The 21,527-nt window shown below is 62.7% G+C and carries 20 protein-coding genes; 12 read left to right on the top strand and 8 right to left on the bottom strand.

Features of this window, described 5'->3' with window-relative positions; translation table 11 throughout:
* Positions 1–370 precede the first annotated feature (370 nt).
* The 5 genes from WMO66_RS14175 (at position 371) to nagA (ending at position 7,437) form a co-directional block, all read left to right on the top strand.
* The gene (locus WMO66_RS14175; RefSeq protein WP_353963943.1) at positions 371–1,774 is read left to right on the top strand and encodes an MATE family efflux transporter; all 1,404 of its coding nucleotides are present in this window, start codon (positions 371–373) and stop codon (positions 1,772–1,774) included.
* A complete protein-coding gene (locus WMO66_RS14170; protein ID WP_349137002.1) occupies positions 1,775–3,535 on the top strand; it encodes an ABC transporter ATP-binding protein in 1,761 nt (586 codons plus the stop codon).
* Positions 3,536–3,803: 268 nt separating this feature from the next.
* On the top strand, positions 3,804–4,889 hold the full coding sequence (locus WMO66_RS14165) for a phosphotransferase enzyme family protein (RefSeq protein ID WP_349137001.1): 1,086 nt from the start codon (positions 3,804–3,806) through the stop codon (positions 4,887–4,889).
* Positions 4,890–4,898: 9 nt separating this feature from the next.
* Positions 4,899–6,287, top strand: a complete 1,389-nt coding sequence (locus WMO66_RS14160) for an ROK family protein (protein WP_349137000.1) — start codon at positions 4,899–4,901, stop codon at positions 6,285–6,287.
* Between the two features lie 22 nt (positions 6,288–6,309).
* Entirely contained in the window at positions 6,310–7,437 is a 1,128-nt protein-coding gene (nagA, locus tag WMO66_RS14155; RefSeq protein ID WP_349136999.1) for an N-acetylglucosamine-6-phosphate deacetylase, read from the top strand.
* A gap of 45 nt (positions 7,438–7,482) precedes the next feature.
* Here the strand turns inward: nagA and WMO66_RS14150 are convergent, their stop codons facing one another.
* Positions 7,483–8,163 (bottom strand): ATP-binding protein, encoded by a 681-nt coding sequence (locus tag WMO66_RS14150; protein ID WP_349136998.1) that lies wholly within the window; start codon positions 8,161–8,163, stop codon positions 7,483–7,485.
* A complete protein-coding gene (locus WMO66_RS14145) occupies positions 8,144–8,437 on the bottom strand; it encodes a hypothetical protein (protein ID WP_349136997.1) in 294 nt (97 codons plus the stop codon). The genes WMO66_RS14150 and WMO66_RS14145 overlap by 20 nt, the downstream gene beginning before the upstream one ends.
* A gap of 144 nt (positions 8,438–8,581) precedes the next feature.
* Between WMO66_RS14145 and WMO66_RS14140 the strand changes: the two genes are divergently transcribed.
* The 4 genes from WMO66_RS14140 to WMO66_RS14125 all read left to right on the top strand — a co-directional run bounded on the left by WMO66_RS14140 (position 8,582) and on the right by WMO66_RS14125 (position 13,514).
* Positions 8,582–9,988, top strand: a complete 1,407-nt coding sequence (locus WMO66_RS14140) for an aminoacyl-histidine dipeptidase (protein ID WP_349136996.1) — start codon at positions 8,582–8,584, stop codon at positions 9,986–9,988.
* A complete protein-coding gene (locus WMO66_RS14135) occupies positions 9,988–10,788 on the top strand; it encodes an amidohydrolase family protein (protein WP_349136995.1) in 801 nt (266 codons plus the stop codon). Before WMO66_RS14140 ends, WMO66_RS14135 begins: the two co-directional genes overlap by 1 nt.
* Position 10,789: 1 nt before the next feature.
* Positions 10,790–11,749: a Gfo/Idh/MocA family protein gene (locus WMO66_RS14130; RefSeq protein ID WP_349136994.1), complete on the top strand. Its 960-nt coding sequence runs from the start codon at positions 10,790–10,792 to the stop codon at positions 11,747–11,749.
* A gap of 343 nt (positions 11,750–12,092) precedes the next feature.
* On the top strand, positions 12,093–13,514 hold the full coding sequence (locus WMO66_RS14125) for an NCS2 family permease (RefSeq protein ID WP_349136993.1): 1,422 nt from the start codon (positions 12,093–12,095) through the stop codon (positions 13,512–13,514).
* 266 nt (positions 13,515–13,780) lie between these two features.
* On the opposite strand, the gene WMO66_RS14120 is transcribed toward WMO66_RS14125, so the two are convergent.
* Positions 13,781–14,188 (bottom strand): hypothetical protein, encoded by a 408-nt coding sequence (locus WMO66_RS14120; protein ID WP_349136992.1) that lies wholly within the window; start codon positions 14,186–14,188, stop codon positions 13,781–13,783.
* 210 nt (positions 14,189–14,398) lie between these two features.
* On the opposite strand from WMO66_RS14120, the gene WMO66_RS14115 reads away from it, so the two are divergent.
* The gene (locus tag WMO66_RS14115; RefSeq protein WP_349136991.1) at positions 14,399–15,463 is read left to right on the top strand and encodes a D-alanine--D-alanine ligase family protein; all 1,065 of its coding nucleotides are present in this window, start codon (positions 14,399–14,401) and stop codon (positions 15,461–15,463) included.
* Position 15,464: 1 nt separating this feature from the next.
* Complete coding sequence (locus WMO66_RS14110) at positions 15,465–15,887, top strand: YwiB family protein (RefSeq protein WP_349136990.1); 423 nt, start codon at positions 15,465–15,467, stop codon at positions 15,885–15,887.
* Positions 15,888–15,937: 50 nt separating this feature from the next.
* On the opposite strand, the gene WMO66_RS14105 is transcribed toward WMO66_RS14110, so the two are convergent.
* Complete coding sequence (locus WMO66_RS14105; RefSeq protein WP_349136989.1) at positions 15,938–16,483, bottom strand: TIGR01440 family protein; 546 nt, start codon at positions 16,481–16,483, stop codon at positions 15,938–15,940.
* A complete protein-coding gene (locus tag WMO66_RS14100) occupies positions 16,476–17,021 on the bottom strand; it encodes an ECF transporter S component (protein ID WP_349136988.1) in 546 nt (181 codons plus the stop codon). Before WMO66_RS14100 ends, WMO66_RS14105 begins: the two co-directional genes overlap by 8 nt.
* A gap of 109 nt (positions 17,022–17,130) precedes the next feature.
* Between WMO66_RS14100 and pdxR the strand changes: the two genes are divergently transcribed.
* Positions 17,131–18,507: a MocR-like pyridoxine biosynthesis transcription factor PdxR gene (pdxR, locus tag WMO66_RS14095; RefSeq protein WP_349136987.1), complete on the top strand. Its 1,377-nt coding sequence runs from the start codon at positions 17,131–17,133 to the stop codon at positions 18,505–18,507.
* Positions 18,508–18,570: 63 nt separating this feature from the next.
* On the opposite strand, the gene WMO66_RS14090 is transcribed toward pdxR, so the two are convergent.
* From WMO66_RS14090 to WMO66_RS14080, 3 genes are read right to left on the bottom strand one after another with little or no spacing between them, the layout of a single operon-like run.
* Complete coding sequence (locus WMO66_RS14090) at positions 18,571–19,131, bottom strand: HAD family hydrolase (RefSeq protein ID WP_349136986.1); 561 nt, start codon at positions 19,129–19,131, stop codon at positions 18,571–18,573.
* Positions 19,128–19,766 carry a CatA-like O-acetyltransferase gene (locus WMO66_RS14085; protein WP_349137003.1) on the bottom strand — a complete coding sequence of 213 codons (639 nt, stop codon included), beginning with the start codon at positions 19,764–19,766 and terminating at the stop codon, positions 19,128–19,130. The genes WMO66_RS14090 and WMO66_RS14085 overlap by 4 nt, the downstream gene beginning before the upstream one ends.
* Before the next feature lie 2 nt (positions 19,767–19,768).
* On the bottom strand, positions 19,769–21,412 hold the full coding sequence (locus tag WMO66_RS14080) for a glutamate--tRNA ligase (RefSeq protein ID WP_349136985.1): 1,644 nt from the start codon (positions 21,410–21,412) through the stop codon (positions 19,769–19,771).
* Between the last annotated feature and the right edge of the window lie 115 nt (positions 21,413–21,527).

Here is a 21,527-nt window from a genome sequence, read left to right as displayed (position 1 = left end):
AGGGGCGGGGCATGCCCCGCCCGTCCGCGAAGCGGCAATCGGCTCGCTAATTCGGCGCAGCGCACCATTCCCAACGCCGCGTTTCCCCGATGTGTCATTGCGAGGAGCGAAGCGACGTGGCAATCTCGCAGTACCCGGTCGAATAACAGAAAGGCTGCGGCGAATACAGTAACTTTACGCTGCGGGGCGTCGAGGACGCCGCCCCCTACAACGCCCGACCGGAAGCCTCGCAAAATTTTCCGCTTTCTACTTCCTGCATGCCCCGTCCCTGCAGGGCTCCCATAAGCCGCCTCTTGCTTTTCCGCACGGATTCTGTTACAATAGGCAGACTGTGAAGAAAAAGATAGAAAGAATAGAGGAGGAAAGAGGCGTGCATTCATCGCTCAGAAAGAAATACATCGGCAATGCGGCGTTCTATAAAATGGCGCTTGCCGTTGCGATCCCCATCATGATCCAGAACGGCATCACGAACTTCGTCAGTCTGCTGGACAACATCATGGTCGGCCGCGTCGGCACGGAGCAGATGACCGGTGTTGCCATTGTCAATCAGCTCATTTTCGTGTTCAACCTTGCCATTTTCGGCGCGGTGTCCGGCGCGGGCATTTTCGGCGCGCAGTATTACGGCAAGGGCGACTGGGACGGCGTGCGGCAGACGTTCCGCTTCAAGCTGCTCGTCTGCACGGCCCTTACGGTGCTCGGTGCGGGCATTTTCCTGCTGTTCGGCGAGGACCTGATCCTCCTGTACCTCAAGGGCGACGGCTCACCGGAGCAGATCGCGGCCAGCCTTGGCTATGCAAAGGAATATCTGCTCATCATGCTCGTCGGCTTTATCCCGTTCACGCTGTCGCAGTGCTATTCCGGCACGCTGCGCGAAACGGGCCAGACCGTCGTGCCCATGGTTGCGGGCGTCGTGTCCGTTGTGGTGAATCTCTGCTTCAACACGCTGCTGATCTTCGGCTATCTCGGCTTCCCGCGGCTCGGTGCCTCAGGCGCGGCCATTGCCACGGTCATCGCGCGCTTTGTCGAGGCGGGTGTCGTCATGCTCTGGGCGCACCGCAACCCGGAGCGCGTGCCCTATCTGCGCGGCGTGTACCGCTCGTTCCGCATCCCGGCCGCGCTGGCCCGCGACATTGCGAAAAAGAGCATCCCGCTCCTGTTGAACGAAACGCTCTGGGCGGCAGGTATGGCGCTGCTGGCGCAGTGCTACTCTGTGCGCGGCTATGATGTTGTCTCGGCCTATAACATCTGCTCGACCGTCTCGAACGTGTTCAATGTCGCCTTTATGGCCATGGGCAATGCCGTCGGCATCCTCGTCGGCCAGCTGCTCGGCGCGGGGAAGATGGAGGAAGCCGCCGATACGGACCGTAAGCTCATCACATTCTCCGTCGGCATCTGCATCGTGCTCGGCGGCCTGATGGCCCTTGTGGCCCACCTGTTTCCGCAGATCTATAACACGTCTGACAGCATCCGCGGCCTTGCGGCCTCGTTTATCCGCATCTGCGCGCTGTGCATGCCGATCAATGCGCTGGCCAACGCCTGCTATTTTACCCTGCGCTCCGGCGGCAAGACGTTCGTGACGTTCCTGTTCGACAGCTTCTATGTCTGCGTGCTGACCGTGCCGATGGCCTTTGTGCTCAGCCGCTTCACCGGCCTGCCGATCGTGCCGCTGTTCCTCTGCTGCCAGCTGGCCGATATCGGCAAGTGCGTTGTCGGCCTCATCATGATCCGCCGCGGCGTCTGGATCCAGAACATTGTCGGAAAGGAGGCGGCCTGAGTGAGACGCGATACCCGCTATTATCAGCAGCATGGCCTGCTGCGCATTTTCCTGTCGTATTTCGGTCCGCACCGCCGTCTGTTTCTGCTGGACATGCTCTGCGCGCTGTTCATCGGCGCGGTCGATCTCATTTTTCCGCTCATCTCCCGCCGCGCGATCAATACGATGCTGCCCGCGCACGCCTACCATACGTTCTTTGTCGTCATGGGCATCATGGCGGCGGCGTACCTCGTGCGCGCGTTCTTCTATTATATCATCGCCTATTACGGCCACACGTTCGGCATCCGCGTTGAGGCCGATATCCGCCGCGACCTGTTCCGCCACATGCAGAGCCTCGGCTATGAGTTCTATGACCACAACCGTACCGGCCAGCTCATGAGCCGCCTGACGACGGACCTGTTCGAGATCACGGAGCTGGCGCACCACGGCCCGGAGGACCTGATGATCTCCCTGCTGACGATCGTCGGCGCGCTCGCCGTCATGTTCACGATCGAGTGGCGGCTGGCCCTGGTCGTGTGCGTCATCCTGCCGATCCTGCTTATCGTCGTCATCACGCGCCGCCGGAAAATGAGCAGGGTCTCGCGCGGCGTGAAGAAGCGCACGGCGGCCATCAACGCTGAGATCGAGTCCTCGCTCTCCGGCATCCGCACGGCGAAGGCCTTCGCGAACGAGGCTGTGGAGTTCGGCAAGTTCAGCGAGGCCAACGACCGCTTCAAGGTCTCGAAGCGGGAGTTCCACCGCGAGATGGGCATTTTCTCCGGCTCGCTGGAGTTCTTCCTCTCGATCCTGAGCGTGGCCGTTATCACCGTGGGCGGCACGCTCATCATGCAGGGCCGGATGGATCTGGTCGACCTGTTCACGTTCTCCCTGTATATCTCCACGTTCACGAGCCCCGTGCGCAAGCTCGTGAATTTCGCCGAGATGTTCGCCAACGGCTTTGCGGGCCTCGGCCGCTTCGTCGAGCTGATGCGCACGGAGCCGAAGCTGCGCGACGCGCCGGATGCGAAAGCGCTCGGGCATGTCCGCGGCTCGATCGACGTTGAGGACGTCTCGTTCTCCTATGAGGAAAATCAGGAGGTGCTCGAGCACGTCACGCTGCACGTCCGGCCCGGCGAGACCGTTGCGGTGGTCGGCCCGTCCGGCGGCGGCAAAAGCACGCTGTGCCGCCTGATCCCGCGCTTTTATGACGTGACGTCCGGCCGCATCTGCATCGACGGGCAGGACGTGCGCTCGGTCACGCAGGAGTCCCTGCACCACGCCATCGGTGTCGTGCAGCAGGATGTGTTCCTGTTTGCCGACACCATTGCGAACAACATCCGCTACGGCCGCCCGGACGCTACCATGGAGGAGATCCGGGAGGCGGCGCGGCAGGCGGAAATTTATGACGATATCATGGCCATGCCCGACGGCTTCGACACCTATGTCGGCGAGCGCGGCACGCTCCTGTCCGGCGGGCAGAAGCAGCGCGTGTCCATCGCGCGTATTTTCCTGAAGAATCCGCCTATCCTGATCCTGGACGAGGCCACGAGCGCGCTCGACAGTGTGACGGAGTCGAAGATCCAGCACGCGCTCGACCATCTGGCCGAGGGTCGCACGACGCTCATCATCGCCCACCGTCTTTCGACCATCCGCAGCGCCTCGCGCATTCTGGTTGTGGCGGACGGCCGCATCTGCGAGCAGGGCACGCACGAGGAGCTTATGCGCCTCGGCGGCCTGTATGCGACCCTGCGCAGCACGCAGGACCTCAGCAGCGCGGAATGACCTCTGCGAATGCCCAAAAGATACCCGATAAAATGTGAACTTTTTTGGAAGGACCGTCGAAAATGGGATATTTGCTTGCTATTATGGTAAAATCCTGATATAATAGCGGAAATGCGGTCGACGTAACGACCTGTTCTTGGACGGCGCGCCGGAAATCTTGCCAAAAACATGGATTCCGACGCATTACAAGGAAAACAAGACCGCAATGCGGATTCCCATCCGCCTGTACGGCGGCATAGCATGGGAAAAACGAGAGGATGATACTGCTTTGAAGACTGCACACCGCGTGGAGCCAGCCATTACCCACTTCGCCATCAGCGGCGCTCCGATTACCTGTGAGAAATACGGCCACGGCCACATCAACTGCACCTATCAGGTCAAGACGGACGACGGGCACGCCTATATTCTCCAGCGCATCAACCGCTATGTGTTTGCCGATCCGAAGGCTGTGATGGAGAATGTCGGTGCCGTGACACAGTACCTGCGGGAGCGCGCAGAGGATCCCCATGAGGTCCTGAATTTTATTCCGGCCGATACCGGGGTATACTATCATATCGATGAGGCGGGCGAGTACTGGCGCTGCTATGAATTTGCCGACGGCATCTGCCTTGAGGCCCCGGAGTCCGACACCGACTTCTATGAGAGCGCCATCGCCTTCGGCCGCTTCCAGGAGATGCTGCGCGAATTCCCCGCGGAGACGCTCCACGAGACGATTCCCCTGTTCCACAACACAACGAACCGCTACCGCATCTTCCGCAAGGCCCTGCAGGACGATCTCGCGGGCCGCGCGGCGGGCGTGCCGGACGATATCCGCTTCGCGCTCGACCGCGAGCAGGAGGCGGGCACGCTCTGCAGCCTGCTCGACAGCGGCGAGCTGCCGCTGCGCGTCACGCACAACGATACGAAGCTCAATAACGTTCTGTTCGACCGCCAGACGCGCAAGGCGCTGTGCGTGCTCGATCTCGACACCGTCATGCCCGGCTCGTCGCTGTATGACTACGGTGATTCCATCCGCTTCGGCGCGGCGACTGCGGCCGAGGATGAGAAGGACCTTTCGAAAATGGGCATCAATCTGCACCTGTTCCAGGTCTACACGGCGGGGTATCTCGCCGCCTGCAAGAGCCTGACGCCCAAGGAGCTGGAGCTGCTGCCGCTCGGCGCAAAGATCATCACGCTCGAGCTGGCCGTGCGCTTCCTGACCGACTATCTCGACGGCGACCGCTATTTCCGCGTCGCCTACCCCGAGCACAATCTCGTGCGCGCCCGTGCGCAGATGAAGCTGGTGGCCGACATGGAGGCCCACTGGGACGAAATGCAGGCCATCGTCGCAGAAGAAGCGGCAAAGCGAAACTGAGGAGGAGCTATGCAGTATTTAGGCGTTGAATATTCCGTCAAGCATATGCCGGAGCTCGATCCGGACTTTATCCCCTTCGGCGTGTGGCTCGAGGCCTATGCCAGGGGCGCGGAAAAGCCCCTGACCATCGCGCTCGAGCGCGATCAGGGCAAGATCTCTGTCCGTGAGACGAAGATCCACGGCACGCCGGAAATGGCCGAGGCCGATTATCGCTATGTCGAGCGCTATGTGAAATTCCTGCTGTGGTCCATCGGCGGCTTCCGCATCTGGATCTGCGGCGACAGCGCGCTGGCGCAGCGCCTGCAGCGCGCCTATACCCTCTCGGGCGAGCGCGCGTTCGACGTGCAGTTCATGCAGGACGTCTATGAAGTGCCGTTCGAGGTCATCGACTGCACGCCCGAGCAGCTGCCGCAGGCAAACGAGTCCTCCGTCGCCATCGGCGGCCATATGGAGGGCTGCCGCATCGGCTTTGATGCAGGTGGCTCCGACCGCAAGGTCTCCGCAGTCATCGACGGCAAGACCGTCTATTCCGAGGAGGTCGTCTGGCACCCGAAGACGGAGCCGGACCCCCAGTATCATTTCAACGGCATCGTCGAGGCCTTCCGCACGGCCGCGTCCAAAATGCCGCGCGTGGACGGCATCGGCGTTTCCTCCGCCGGTGTGTTCATCGGCAACAGCCCGATGGTCTCCGCCCTGTTCCTGAAGGTCCCGCGCGAAAAGCGCGAGCTTGTCAAGACGATCTATGACCGCGCGGCCAGGGAGATCGGCGATGTGCCGATCGTCGTGGCGAACGACGGCGACGTGACGGCGCTGGCCGGTGCCATGGGCCTGGAGTGCGGCTCCGTTATGGGCATGGCTATGGGTACGTCCGAGGCCGTCGGCTATGTCGACGCCGAGGGCAAGGTGCTCGGCTGGCTCAATGAGCTGGCCTTTGCGCCGGTCGACCTCTTTGAGGACGCCATGGCGGACGAGTGGTCCACGGACATCGGCGTCGGCTGCAAGTATTTCTCGCAGGACGCCGTCATCAAGCTCGCGCCGCGCGCCGGCATCGAGCTGGATTCCGCGCTCACGCCCGCTGAAAAGCTCAAGGTCGTGCAGAACCTCATGGAGAAGGGCGACAGCCGCGCCCGCCGGATCTTCGCCTCCATCGGCGCATATCTGGCCCATACGCTGAAGCTGTACTGCCGCTTCTACGACGTGCACCACATGATCGTGCTCGGCCGCGTCATGTCCGGCCTCGGCGGCAGCGTCATTCTCGAGACCTGCCTGTCCATCCTGAACGAGGAATATCCGGAGCTTGCGCAGAAGGTGCGCGTCATGCTGCCGGATGAGAAAACGCGCCGTGTCGGCCAGTCCGTGGCGGCCGCCAGTCTGCCGGAGCTGCGCAAAAACGCCTGAGCCCGGACGGAGGGAGAATACCATGCAGTTTCAGAATGCAATGATCTATACGGAGAAATTCCGCTTTGAGCACGGAGCCTTCGCCGTGGAAAACGGCCGCTTCGCGCGTGTGCTGGGCCAGCCGGGCCCGGACGCCGTCGATCTGCACGGCGCCTATGTCATCCCCGGCCTGCTCGATATCCACACGCACGGCAATTCCGGCGCGGATTACTCCGACGGCAATTGGGACGACTATGTCCGCATGGCGCGCTACAGTGCCAGGAACGGCATCACCTCCATTGCCCCCACGACGCTGACCCTGCCGTATGAGACGCTGGCTGCGGCCTTTGCCACGGCCTACCGCATGGCGGACGAGCGCCCCGCGGGCTGCGCCGTCGTGCGCGGCGCGCATATGGAGGGGCCGTTCTTCAGCGAGAAGAAAAAGGGCGCACAGAACGCCGCCTATCTCCGCGAGCCGGACTTTGAGGCGTTCAGCAAGCTCTTTGCCGCCGGCAACGGCATCGTCCGCATCGTGGACGTCGCACCGGAGCTGCCCGGTGCAGCGGAATTTGTGCGCAAGGCAAGCAAGCAGTGCACCGTCTCCATCGCGCACACGGACGCGTCCTATGACGATGCCGTCTGCGCCATTGAAGCAGGTGTCACGCACCTGACGCACCTGTATAATGCCATGCCCGGCATCCACCACCGCAAGCCCGGCGTCATCCCGGCCGCGGTCGAGAACGAGCAGGTGAGCGCGGAGCTCATCAGCGACGGCCAGCATGTCCACCCCGCTTCCGTGCGGCTGGCATTCCGTATGTTCGGCCCGGCGCGCATGGTGCTCATCTCCGATTCGCTGCGCTGCTGCGGCATGCCCGACGGCGAGTATGAGCTGGGCGGCCAGCCCGTGTTCCTGCAGGGCGGCGTGGCCCGCCTGTCCGACGGGACCATCGCCGGCTCCGCTACGAATGTCTATGACTGCATGCTGCGCGCCATTTCGTTCGGCATTCCGCGCGAGGATGCCGTCCGCGCCGCGACCTATAACCCCGCCCGCCAGCTCGGCTGCCTGGACGAGGTCGGTTCCATCCGCGACGGCAAGCAGGCGGATTTCGTGATCTGCGATGCCGAGCTGAACCGCCGTGAGGTCTGGCTGGCCGGAGAAAAGCTGGCCTGAAAAAAGCAACGCCCTGAGAAGCAGAAATGCTTCTCAGGGCGATTTTTATGCTACCTCTTCCCCGCTCGGCGTCAGGATGACGACGCGCAGCGGGATATCCCGGCCGGAGGCGGCGAGCGCCGTCTCCACGGCGTAGGTCAGGCCGCCGCAGCACGGTACCTGCATCCGCACGACGAGGACGGAGCGGATGTCGTTCCGGCGGAACAGCTCCGTGAGCTTTTCGCTGTAGTCCACGGCGTCGAGCTTCGGGCAGCCGATCATGGCGATGCGCCCGGCAAGATAGCGGCTGTGGAACTGCGCGCAGGAAAACGCCGTGCAGTCTGCGGCAATGACAAGGTCCGCGCCCTGCAGATAGGGGGCCGAGGTGCTCAGCAGCCTGATCTGCACCGGCCAGTTCTGCAGGGCGGACGCCGCGCCGTCCTGCGCGGGTGCGGCGGACGGGGTGAAGCGCATGGCCTGCGCGCCGGGGCAGCCGCCCGCCGGGTACTGCGCCGCCTTGGCGGCCTGCACGGCGGCCTCGTCATAGGCAGGGGCCTCGCGCTCCACAAAGCGGATGGCATCGGCCGGGCAGGCGGGCAGGCAGTCGCCGAGCCCGTCGCAGAAATGCTCACGGGCCAGCTTCGCCTTGCCGTTTTCCATGGCGATGGCGCCCTCGTGGCAGGCCTTCGCGCACAGGCCGCAGCCGGTGCAGCGTTCTTCATCAATTTCAATGATCCGTCTGATCATGGGTGTTATCCTCCGATTTGCGTAACTTTCGGTTGGCTTTCTGCCGTTCGGCAATGGCCATCATCTGCTCATACATTGCGTCGCCCACGCACTGGCGGGCATATTTGCACCACTGCACGCAGCTGAGCGTGTCGTTATAGACCACAAAGCCGCAGTGCTCGCACACGGCCTGCGTGTCGCAGGTGAACAGCTCAATCTCGCTGCCGCACTGCGGGCAGACCTTCTCCAAAATTTCGGGCGTGCGGGGCTTTCCCTGACATCCTTCCAGAATCATGGCATTCCCTCCTGTTCGCATCTATTTTAACAAATGCAGGCGGAAAGTCTGTTGGAATGCCAACGAAACCGAAATTCTGCGTGTCTGACCCGTGGACAATATCCGAAAAATGTGCTATGATGAGCAAAAAAGGAGGCTATTGTTATGCGTGTTTTAGAAGGACTTCAGCCTGCGGCTGCGTTGGGCTTTTTTGAGACGCTGTGCGCCATCCCGCATGGCTCGCGCGACACGAAGGCGATCTCGGACTACTGCGTCCGCTTTGCACAGGAGCGCGGCCTGAGCTGGCAGCAGGATGCGTCGAACAACGTTATCATCCGCAAGCCGGCCAGCCCCGGCTATGAGGACCACCCCACCGTGATCCTGCAGGGCCACCTCGACATGGTCTGTGAGAAGAATGCGGAGTGCGACATCGATTTTTCGAAGGACGGCCTGCGCCTGCGCCATGACGACACCTATATTTTTGCCGACGGCACGACGCTCGGCGGCGACGACGGCATCGCCGTGGCCTATGCGCTGGCGGTGCTGGACTCAAGCGAGCTGAAGCACCCGCCGCTCGAGGCGGTGTTTACCGTCGACGAGGAGATCGGCATGCTCGGCGCGGCAGCCCTTGATATGAGCGGCCTGCAGGGCCGTGTGCTGCTGAACATCGACTCCGAGGACGAGGGCATCCTGACCGTCAGCTGCGCCGGAGGCGCGACGTCCTGTCTGACCGTTCCCGTCAAGCGTGTTCCTGTGCAGGGGAACGCATGGCGTGTCGGTGTGCGCGGTCTGACCGGCGGCCACAGCGGCGTGGAGATCAACAAGGGCCGCGCCAATGCCAACAAGGTCCTTGCGGCGGCGCTGCAGGGCCTGCCCGTTACGCTGTGCTCCATCGCGGGCGGCAGCAAGGACAATGCCATCCCGCGTGCGTCCGAGGCCGTCGTTGTCAGCGAGGCGGATGATTTTGCCGCGCTGTTTGCAGCGAATGCGGCCAAGGCCGCCCTGCCGGAGACGGAGCAGCATGCGGAATTCTACTGCGAGCCTGCCGAGGCGGGCGAGATGCTGGCCGAGAGCGAGGCCGTGCTCGGCCTTCTGAACGCCGTGCCGAACGGTGTGCAGGCCATGAGCAGCGACATCCCCGGTCTGGTGCAGACCTCCCTGAACCTTGGCATCCTGACGACGGACGCCGATGCCGTGCGCCTGACGTTCTCGGTGCGCAGCTCCGTGAACCGCGAGAAGTTCGGCCTCATCGATCAGCTCAAGGCGCTGGCGGTCCGCTTCGGCGGCAGCTACAGCGAATCCGGCGAGTACCCCGCATGGGAGTACCAGAAGGATTCCCGCCTGCGCGAGGTCATGGTCGAGGTGTTCGAGGCCCAGTACGGCCGCAAGCCGGTCGTGGAGGCTATCCATGCAGGTCTGGAGTGCGGTATTTTCTCCGACCGCCTGCCCGGTCTGGACGCCGTCTCGTTCGGCCCGCAGATGCATGACATCCACACGTCGCGCGAGAGGCTCGACATCGCCTCGACGGCGCGGACGTGGGAGTATCTCGTGGCGGTGCTGGAGCGCCTGTGATGAAGGTTTTTGACGCCCACTGCCACATTTACCCGGCAAAGATCGCCCGCAAGGCCGCCCAGACCACGGCGGCCTTCTATAACTACACCGGCGAGACGCTCGACGGCACGGTGCAGACGCTGTTCGCCCACGGCGGCGGCATTACCAAATTTCTTGTGCAGTCCGTAGCGACACGGCCGGATCAGGTGCAGCATATCAACGAGTTCATCGCCCGCGAGGTCGCGCAGTTCCCGGACCGCCTGTACGGCTTCGGCGCGCTGCACCCCGATTCGCCGACGCTGGAGGAGGATATCGCCCACCTGCGCGCCCTCGGCCTGCACGGCGTGAAGCTCCATCCGGATATTCAGGGCTTCCGCCTGGACGATCCGCGCTGCTTTGCGCTGGCGGAGCAGTGCGAGGGCGTGCTGCCCCTGCTCCTGCACACGGGAGACAGCCGCTATGACTTCTCCAACCCAAACCGCCTTATCCCGCTCCTGCGGCGCTTCCCGCGCCTGACGGTCATCGGCGCGCATTTCGGCGGCTACACGATCTGGCAGGAGGCCGCGCGGCAGCTTGCCGGACGCTTTGAAAACCTCTGGGTCGACTGCTCGTCGTCGTTCTTCGCCATGGACGTCGCCGCCGGGCGCGCGCTCATCGACGCCTACGGTGCGGACCGTGTGCTGTTCGGCACGGATTACCCCATGTGGGATCCGCAGCACGAGCTGGCGCGTCTGCGCGGCATGCGCCTTGCGCCGGAGACGGAGCGGAAGATCCTCTATGACAATGCTGCTGCCCTGTTTGGGCTGGAAGGAGAGAACTGATATGCTGCGAGTGGGTACCGTCGGGACAAGCTCGATCATGCGGACCATTCAGGAGGCTATCCGTCTGACGGACGGCATGGAGTGCCGTGTGGTCTATTCCCGCACCGAGGAGCAGGGCCGCGCCTTCGCGGCGGAGATGGGCGTGCCGGAGCACTGCACGGACTATGCCGCCATGCTGGAGCGCAGCGACCTTGACCTCATCGACATCGCCTCGCCGAACCGCTTCCACGCGGAGCAGGCCCTTGCCGCGCTGGAGCACGGCAAGCACGTCATCGTGGAAAAGCCCGCCGCCGTGACCCGCGGCGACGTGCAGCGGCTCATCGACGCCGCGCGCGCAAACGGCGTGTACTTCTTTGAGGCCATCACGACGCTGTTCATGCCGCAGTACGAGGCCTGCCGCCTGCTGCTGCCGAAGCTCGGGCGCATCGAGCAGGCGCACATCACCTATGCGCAGTATTCCTCGCGCTACGATGCCTATCTGCGCGGCGAGAACCCGAATATCTTCAACCCTGCCATGCAGGCCGGTGCGCTCAACGACATGGGCGTTTACTGCGTGCATATGGCCGTCGACCTGTTCGGCGCGCCGCAGGACGTCCGGTATCTGGCGGAGCTCGGCCCGAACGGCATCGATCTGGCCGGGCGGCTGACACTGACGTATCCGTCCCTGACGTGCGAGATCCTCACGGCGAAAAACGCCGACCTCGGCAGCGGCTGCCGCATCACGGGTGAGAACGGCTGGTTCGCGGAGGACGGGCCCATCAACGCCTTCGGCGGCTGCACGGCCGAACTGAACGGCGAACCGGTCGACGTGGCGCTGCCGCAGGCCGAGAACCGCATGGTCTATGAATTTGCCCGCTTCCGCGATGCCATTGTGCAGCACGACACGGCATTCTTCGACCGCATGGCGGAGCAGTCCGCGCGCGTGGCCGCCGTACTGGAGCAGGCACACCGCACTGCATAACTATCCTGCCAGACACCCTTCCGGAGGAGGCTTCTCTTCCGGAAGGGTGTCTTTTCGCACAAAAACAAGTCGATAAATAATTTATAACAGGATTTATATTCTAAAATCACCAGGGGACTCGCGAACGCTATAAAATTATATTTAGGGCTTAAACCTTTTTTATGAAATCTGCACAATTTGGACCTGTATTTTTCTACACCAAATTGTGGAAAATCCGTTGCACTTCTGCAAAGAATCTGATATGATAACAGCAATGGGAGCCTGCGGGAGATGCCGCTCCGCGCAGGTCTCTTACGGAACCGCCGGCCCCGGCAGAACCGGCAAAAACAAACGGGAGGTACTTATGGAAAAGTTTTTTGGACTGAAAAAACACGGCACCACCGTCAGAACTGAGATCCTGGCAGGTCTGACCACGTTCATGGCCATGGCTTACATCCTCATGGTCAACGCCAACATGTTCGCCAATCCGTTCAGCGACGGAACGAACGTCCTCGGCGTCAGCTACGGCGCCATCTACATTGCCACCGCGATCTCGGCGGTCATCGGCTCCGTCCTCATCGGACTGCTGTCGAATCTGCCGCTCGCACAGGCCTCCGGCATGGGCCTGAACGCCTTCTTCGTTTATACCGTCTGCGTCGGCTTCGGCTTCACCTACGCCAACGCCCTTGTGTTCGTTCTCGTTGACGGCCTCATCTTCATTCTGCTGACCATCACCGGCCTGCGCAAGAAGATCTTCACCGCCATCCCCGACGCCGTCCGCAAGGCCATCCCCGCAGGCATTGGCCTGTTCATCGCGTTCCTCGGCCTGCAGAATGTCGGCCTCGTCGCGAAGGATGCCAGCACCGGCGTTACCCTCGGCTCCTTCAACCTGTTCAACAATGCCAATGTCAGCTGGGCGACCGTCATGCCCATGATCGTCACCGTCCTGGCCCTCGTGCTCATCGCCGTCCTGTCCAAGAAGGGCGTGCGCGGCGCGGTCCTGTGGGGCATCCTCGGCGGCGCAGCCCTGTATTATGTGCTCGGCCTGACCGTTCCCGGCTTCTATGGCGACCTCAGCTCCACGCTGAAGATCGACTTCGTCGGCCCGTTCCGCGATTTCGGCGAGATGGCCTTCGGCAAGGTCTTCACGGAAGGCTTCGACTTCAGCGCCTATGTCAGCGCCCATGGCACGGCAGACCTGGTCGTCGTCTTCATCACGACGTCCCTGGCCTTCTGCATGGTCGATATGTTCGATACCCTCGGCACGCTGTACGGCGCCTGCGCCCGCGGCAACATGCTGCTGCCGAACGGCGAGGTCCCCAACATGGACAAGGCCATGCTGGCCGACGCCATCGCCACCACCACCGGTGCGATCTGCGGCACCTCCACGGTCACGACGTTCGTCGAGTCCTCCGCCGGTGTTGCAGAGGGCGGCAGAACCGGCCTTGCGGCCATGGCGACTGCTGCGCTCTTCTTCATCGCCATGTTCCTCAGCCCCATCGCCTCTCTCATCCCGACGGCGGCCACCGCTGCGGCCCTCATCTATGTCGGCGTTCTGATGATCAACTGCGTCAAGGACCTCGACTGGATGGATCCGTCCGTTGCTTTGCCCTCGTTCCTCACGATGGCGATGATGCCCTTCACCTACAACATCTCCTACGGCATCGCGTTCGGCCTGATCTCCTATGTGCTCATCCGTATCTTCACCGGCAAGATCCGCGAAGTCAAGGTCGGTACCTGGGTCATCACGATCCTGTTCCTCCTGATGCTGTTCCTCACGCACTAAACGGCAGATAGATGCGTTCCGGCTGCCCCGCTCCGGCGGGGCAGCTTTTTTGCGGTATAAGGCTTCCAGAATTGTCATTGCGAGGGCGCTTGCGCCCGTGGCAATCTCGCAGTATCCGGATGAATCACAGGCAAGCCTCGGCGAATTCGCAGGCCCCTCGCAATGATAAATCCGGAGGCCTATGCGGTCGGGGGAGTGCGGTGCGGAAACGCGTCCCAAACGATAAAAAGGACCGCCGCAGGGCGATCCTTTTTCCAGTCCCGTATTCAGTCGATCCCGTCGACCGTGACGTTTTCCACGCCGTTGGCGTCGAATTCGGCCAGATATTTCTGCATCCGTTCGTTCAGCTCGTTATACATGCCGGAATCCGGATAGCCGAGATCGCGGCGTGCCAGCTCCTCTGCGAGGATGTCAAAAAATACGGCGTCTTCATAGTATGCAATGGCCTCGTGGATGCCGCCGTCCTCAAAGGCCCGCGACGGGAACGAGATGCCGAGCCGCTTTTCCACGAGCGCGGACAGCGGCGTACCGCTGCACAGGCCGAAAATTTTGCTTTCGATCCGGTCGTACTCCGTGATGCGGTCGTCTCCGCGGGCGGAGTTCAGCACCCAGTTGCCGATATAGACCATGTCCAGAAGCTGGCGGAACTCTGCAGAGGTCAGATCTACGGTCATCGCAGCCTCACCTTCCTTTCCAGACCATTATAGCGGCTTTGCCCGATTTTTTCCACAGGAAAACAAAGAAAAAATGGAAAATACCACTTGTTTTTATCGGCCGGATGGCATATGATATAGTGACTTGAAATGAAGGCAACACCGCATCATTCCCCTTCGGCCCTCGCCGGATCGTGCGGTACTGCCGGAATCCTGATGGAGGAGCAAAACGTGAAAAAACTGAGTGTTTGTGTGCTGTTCGGCGGCGTGTCCCCGGAGCATGAGGTCTCGCTGCGTTCTGCGGAGTCCGTGCTGAACAACCTCGACAAGGAAAAATATAACATCTTTCCGGTCGGCATCACCAAGACCGGCGAATGGATCCTGTACGGCGGCAGGGACTACAGCAAGCTGCCGACGGGCGAGTGGCAGCATTGCCCGGAGAACCGCCGCGCGGCGATCTCACCGGTGCGCGGGCAGGGCCTGCTGAATTTTGAGGGCGACTGCGTTGTGCGTGAGCGCATCGACGTTGTTTTCCCTGCCCTGCACGGCGAAAACGGCGAGGACGGCTCCGTTCAGGGCCTGCTGCAGCTGGCCGGTCTGCCCTATGTCGGGCCGGGCGTGGCGGCTTCCGCCACCTGCATGGACAAGACGCTGACGAAGCTCGTCGCTGATCGCGCCGGGATCCGGCAGGCGGCGTGGCGGCTCGTCACGGCGCGCGAGCTGGCGAATAACCCCGAGGCCGTGCTGGACGGCGTGGAAAAGGCATTCTCCTATCCCGTGTTCATCAAGCCCGCCGGAACGGGCTCATCTGTCGGCGTGAGCAAGGCCAAGAACCGCGAGGCGCTGCTGGCGGCGCTGACGAATGCGTCAAAATACGACAGCAAGATCCTTGTGGAAGAGTTCATCAACGGCCGCGAGGTCGAGGTCGCCGTTCTCGGCAATGCCGGTCCGGCCGCCTCCGTCTGCGGCGAGATCGACTCCGGCACGGAATTCTATGACTACGACGCCAAATATATCTCCGACTGCGCCCAGCTCTATATCCCGGCGCGCATCCCGGAGGAGGTCTCAGAGCGCGTGCGCGACAACGCCATCCGCATCTATGAGGCCATGGGCTGCCGCGGCCTGTCCCGCGTGGACTTCTTCGTGACCTATGAGGGGCAGGAGATCGTCTTCAACGAGATCAACACCCTGCCCGGCTTCACGTCCATCTCCATGTATCCCAAGCTGTTTGAGGCCAGCGGCATTCCCTATCCCGAGCTGCTGGACAATCTGATCGAGCTGGCGCTGGAGGACTGAGATGAAGGTTGTTCTGACCATCACCGGCTCACAGCGCTTCGGCACGGACGAGCCGGAGAAGACGAGCCTTGTGACGGAGGGCACGCTCGAACGCGAGGGCGACATTCTGCTGCTGTCCTACGAGGAGAGCGAGCTGACGGGCATGGAGGGTACAACGACCGTGTTCCGCGTGGAGCCTGCGCGCATCACCCTGCAGCGCAGCGGCACGCTGGAGTCGCAGATGGTGTTCGAGCTGGGGCATGAGGACCGCTCCCTGTATGACATGGGCTTCGGTGCGCTGATGATCACGGTCCTGACCGACCGCCTTGAAAACACCCTGACGGACGCGGGCGGAGAGATGGACGTCTCGTATTCCGTTGCCATTGAAAACGAAACGGCCGGGCATATCGATTATCATATCCATGTCCGCCTGCAGGAGACATAAAAACAGGCCTGTTCCACAATTCGCGGAACAGGCCTTGATTTTTCTCTTTTTTACAGCAAGTCCTGATCGTAGACGGCGCGGACACCGCCGATGAACTTCGGGCGGACGCGGGCTGCCAGCAGGATGGCACTGCCGATGTGATCGAGCTGCAGGCGGACGGGCACGGCGACCTGCTTCAGGTGCATGCCGATGAGCGTTCCGCCGATATCCAGCCCGGCATCGGCACGAATGCTCTCCACGGCGACAGGATCGCGGAAGGCGTGGTAAGCGGCCGTGGCGAACGAACCGCCCGCCTTCGGCTGCGGGACGACATTCACAATGTCTGCGCCAGGGACGGCCTCGCGCTCGATGATGATGGCGCGGTTCAGATGCTCGCAGCACTGCGCGGCCAGATACAGGCCGTGGGCCGTGAGCACGCGGTGCAGGACGGCAAAGACCTGCTCGGCGACCTCCGGACGGGAGTCCGAGCCGATGCGGCTGCCGCAGATCTCGCTCGTGGAGCAGCCAATCACGACGATCTGACCGGGATGCAGCTTTGCTTTTTCAATCAGTTCTTCTGCGGCCTGTTCGGCCTGTCTGCAGATATCCTCAAGCATGGATGGGTTCTCCTTTCATACGGGCCGCAAGATGCGTGCGGTCGAGCAGCGTGAACAGCGCCATACCGGCCACAAGGCCGACGGCTGCCTGCGGCAGGTTTGTTGTGACGGCGGATTCCAGACTGGGCGCATAGCCGAACAGCGGCAGCTCATACAGGAAATAGCCGACGACCATGATGATCTCCGCTGCGACGGAGCCGAGCAGAGAACCGGAGAAGGTCTTGCCGAACCGGCTGCCGTTCTTTGCGAAGGCACAGAAGATCAGGGCGGCGGCGAGCGCCATCAGAGCCTTGATGACCAGTGTGCCGGGAGCGTAGACGAAATAGCCGCAAATGACGTCGGCCAGCGCGGAGCCGATGCCGCCTGCCGCTGTGCCCCAGACCGGACCGAGCACGAAGGCACTGAGCAGCACCATGCAGTCGCCGAGGTTGAAGTAGCCGCCGATCGGCGAGGGAATGTGGATGATCATTGTGGCCACACAGGTCAGCGCGGCGAACATGGCGGCCAGGATCAGGGTGCGGAGCTTTGTCTGTTTCATAATGGGTTTCCTCTCTTGCTTTTCATGGTGAAACCTATTATACTGTAAATTGGACTGATGAAAAGCCCCAAAACAGAATTTTTTAATCAGACCAGATGGAGGCACTGCCATGCTGACCTACACCCTGAAAAAAACGCCCGGCCATCCGCTCTATGAGCAGCTGTACCAGAGCATCCGCGACGATATTGCCGCCGGACGGCTGCCTGCCGGGTCCCGCCTGCCGTCCAAGCGCGTGCTGGCCGCCCATCTGGGCGTGAGCGTCGTCACGGTGGAGAGCGCCTATGCCCAGCTGCTGGCCGAGGGCTATGCCGAGGCGCGCCCGCGCAGCGGCGTGTATGTCTGTGCCATCGGCAGCAGCGTCCTTGTGCAGCCGCCGCATATGCCGTCCCTGCCGCAGCCGACCGCGCCGGAGCCGCTGTTCGACCTCAGCGGCGGCACGGGCGAGGACGTGCCGTTCCCGGCCTCCGTCTGGGTGCGGACGATGCGCGAGGTCATCGCGGACAAGCGCCTGATGCAGCCGGTCGACTTCGCCGGAGCGCCGGAGCTGCGCGCTGCCATTGCGGCTCATCTGGAGCAGGCGCGCGGCCTGCGCGTCTCGCCGGAGCAGATCTTCATCGGCGCGGGCACGGAGTACCTTTATGGCCTCATCGTGCAGCTCCTCGGGCGCAGGCTGCGCTATGCCGTCGAGGATCCCGGCTACCGCAAAATTTCCGGCATCTACGCGGCGAACGATGTGACCGTCTGCCCCATCGGCCTTGACAGCGAGGGCCTGTCCGTGGAAGCGCTGCGGGCCAGCGGTGCGCAGATCGCCCATATTTCCCCGGCGCACCACTATCCTACGGGCATTGTCATGCCCATCCGCCGCCGCAATGCGCTGCTGGCGTGGGCCGCAGAGGCCCCGGAGCGGTATATCATCGAGGACGACTACGACAGTGAGCTGCGCCACACGGGCCTGCCCGTGCCGCCGCTGTTCAGTCTGGACGGGCAGGGCCGGGTGCTGTATCTAAGCACATTTTCCCAGACGATCGCGCCCTCGCTGCGTATTGCCTACCTCTGCCTGCCGCCGCGGCTTATGGAGCGGCTGCGCACGCAGCTCGGCTTTTACGCCTGCGCCGTGCCGAGCTTCGAGCAGTTCACGCTGGCGCGCTTCATCGCCTCCGGCGACTATGAGCGCCATCTGAACCGCCTGCGCAAGCGCTTCCGCGAGAAGCGCGCGGCCATCCTGGCGGCCATTGCGGCCAGCTCTCTGGCGCAGCGCTGCGAGATCATCGAGGAAAACGCCGGGACACACTTTCTGCTGCGGCTGGCGACGTCCCGCTCCGATGCCGAGCTGAAGCGGAGTGCTGCGGAGCGCGGGCTTTCGCTGCGCTTCCTCAGCGACTACCGCAGCGACGGGAAAAACAGCGGCTGCGCGATCGTGAACTATGTCTGCATGCCAACGGAGCGCCTTCCGGCCGCGCTGAAAACACTGGCAGAGCTTTTGTGAGCGAAAAAGATTGATCCTGAGCGAATTGAATCATCAAAAATCCGGGCCAGGGGCCCGGATTTTTTAACGGATCTCGCGCACGAGCAGATACGGTGCGCCGCTGGCCTGCGCGGCCTGAATGCCCTCGGGGGAGTCCTCGAAGATGATCGTGTCGGCGGGGGCGACGCCGAAGTGCTCCATAGCCATAAGGAAGCCGTCCGGCGCGGGCTTTTTGTGCGGGACCTCGACATTCGTCAGCAGCAGGTCGAAGCAGTTCTCGCGGTGGAAATACCGCAGGATGGCCTCGACGCTGCAGCGCGTGGCGGACGTGACGAGGGCGGTGTGATAGTCGGCGCGCAGCGTCTGCAGCAGGGAGAACAGAGCCGTGTTTTCGCGGATGCGGTGGAATAGGGCGGGGTAGGCGGCGAGCTTCGCGTCGTGCACGGCGTCGATCTTGGCCTTGTCGCCGCCGAGCAGCTCGCCGAGAAAATCGCGGTAGTAGCGCCCGTTGCAGTGCAGGGCGAAGTCCTCGACGCTCAGACTCACGCCGTAGGGCGCGAGCGCGACGGCATAGGCGGCCTGATTGGCGGGAACCGTGTCGAACAGCGTGCCGTCCATGTCAAAGATAGCCAGTTTTTTCTTCAAAAATACTCCTCCGGATGAGCGGCGCGCTGCGCCATGCCGTCAAAGAAGGCGGCAAGATGCAGGCCGTCCACCAGCGCGTGGTTTGCGGTCAGATTCACCGGCAGCAGCACCCGGTCCCCCTCCTGCGTGAATTTGCCGAAGGTGATGCGGGGATTGCTGTCCGCCGGGGTGGGCGTCGGCAGGGAAATGGCCGAGAATGTCAGCCACGGCAGGCTCGAGACGAAGAAGAGCTCGTCCGGGTCGGCTCCATCGTCCAGCGAGGGCGCGGCCTTGACGCGCGCGACCTCGGCCTGCGCGGCCGGAAGAAACGCGCCGAGCGGCTGCGCGCAGTCGAGTGTGCAGTAGCAGTAGGTCCCGTCCGGCAGGGCGACGGTGTGCGAGCTGAGGCAGCGGTCATATTCCACGATGCCCTCGCCGCGGATGCGCTGGCGCAGCTCCGGCACGGCATTTGCGGCGTTGATGGCGCAGTGCAGCACCGTCAGGAAGAACGGCAGGCCTTTCTCCTGCGTCAGGCGGCGCAGGGCCGTGATGTCGCACGGGGCCGTGACGGACAGATAGGGGTTGGCCATCTGCCGGAAATAGTCAAAGTGAGCGCGGCGGGGGTAGGCAGCGAGATTGAGCACGCGCGGCTCCATGCTCACAGGCGGTCCATCGCGGCGCGGATGCGGGCGGCTGTGCGCTCGCTGCCGAGCAGCTGCATGACGGTGTAGAGGTCCGGGGAATTCGTCTTGCCGGTCACGGCAATGCGCAGGAACGTCGAAACGTCTGCCACGGAGCCGGGCCATGCCGCAGGATCGGCCTTGTAGGCCTTCATATCGGCACAGAAGCCCGCCTCGGCCGTCAGGGCCTTGACCTTGTCGAACCAGACCGCGGCGTCATCCGCCGGGTCATAAGTCTGCAGGAACTTTTCCAGAATGCCGCGGACGACCGCACCGTCAAACTGGGCGGGGAACTCGCCGGGCGTGAAGAGCCCGTCATAGAAGAAGGCCATGTAGGGGCGGACGTCCTTCCACGTCGTCAGGTCCTTGCGCGGCTTCTTGCCGCCGCGGCCGATGGCGAGGATGCTGCGGGCATACTCCGGGTCGCTTTCGAGCGCCGCGGCAAAGTCCGGGTCGAATTCCTTCGCATATTCCAGCGCAAGGTCATAGACCTCGGCGGCGTCCAGCCTGGCGATCTCGTTCTTGGAGACGTCACAGAGCTTGGCATAGTCAAACAGCGCGCCTGCCGGGTTGAGCTTTTTGCAGGAGAATTTGAAGTCGTCCGAGGAAGCCGTGGGATTGGCCTTGCGCCAGTCCTCGTAGTTGGAGTTCAGCAGCGTCATGACATATTCGTACACGGCGCGCACCGGGAAGCCCTCGGCCTTGTAGTATGTCAGGGCAAGCTCCGGGTCCTTGCGCTTGGAGAGCTTGCGCTTCGACGTGCCGTCCATCTTCATGAGCGGGCCGATGTGGACATACTTCGGGATGCGGAAGCCGAGCGCGCGGAACAGCTGCAGGTGGAACGGCAGGCTGGGCAGCCACTCATCACCGCGCACCACATGGGTCGTGCGCATGAGATGGTCATCCACGGCGTGGGCGAAGTGATAGGTCGGGATGCCGTCGGACTTCAGCAGGACCTGATCGATGTCGTTTTCCGTAACGGTGAGCGTGCCCTTGACCAGATCGCTGTATTTGAATTTGTTTTCAATGGAGCCGGTGGAGCGGAAGCGCAGCACCCACGGCTTGCCTGCGGCAATGGCGGCCTCGACGTCCTCGATGGGACTGTCGCGCCAGACGGCATATTCGCCGTAGTAGCCAAAGTTGACCTTTTTGGCCTCCTGCTCGGCGCGCATGGCAGTCAGCTCCTCCTCGGTACAGAAGCAGGGGTAGGCATCACCCTGCAGAACGAGCTGCCTGGCGTAGACATGGTAGATCGCGGCGCGCTGGCGCTGGCGATAGGGGCCGTAAGCGCCGGAATCGCCGTCGATGGTCGCGCCCTCGTCAAAGTGGATGCCATAGTGCTTCAGCGTGTTGATGAGCACCTCCACGGCGCCCGGCACCTCGCGCTTGGCGTCTGTATCCTCCACGCGGAGGAACAGCACGCCGCCGGACTGGTGCGCCATGCGCTCGGCGACAAGGCCCTGCACAAGGTTGCCCAGATGGACAAAGCCCGTGGGGGAGGGGGCCATGCGGGTAACGACCGCGCCCTCGGGAAGGTCGCGGGCGGGATAACGCGCCTCAAGGTCTTCCGGCGTTTCCGTCACGTCCGGGAAGAGCAGGGCGGCAAGAGCTTTCTGATCCATAACAATACCTCGGTCTCTTTTTGATTTTCGGAAAAAGTATAGCATACGCAAGGGGAAAAATCAATGCGCACATTGCGCGGGGAACCCTGCAGGGGAGCGGCATGCCGCTCCCGGC

It is taken from the genome of Faecousia intestinalis (genome assembly GCF_040096185.1).
Lineage (GTDB): Bacteria > Bacillota > Clostridia > Oscillospirales > Oscillospiraceae > JAZOXB01.
This window is presented reverse-complemented; position numbering and strand designations above follow the sequence as displayed.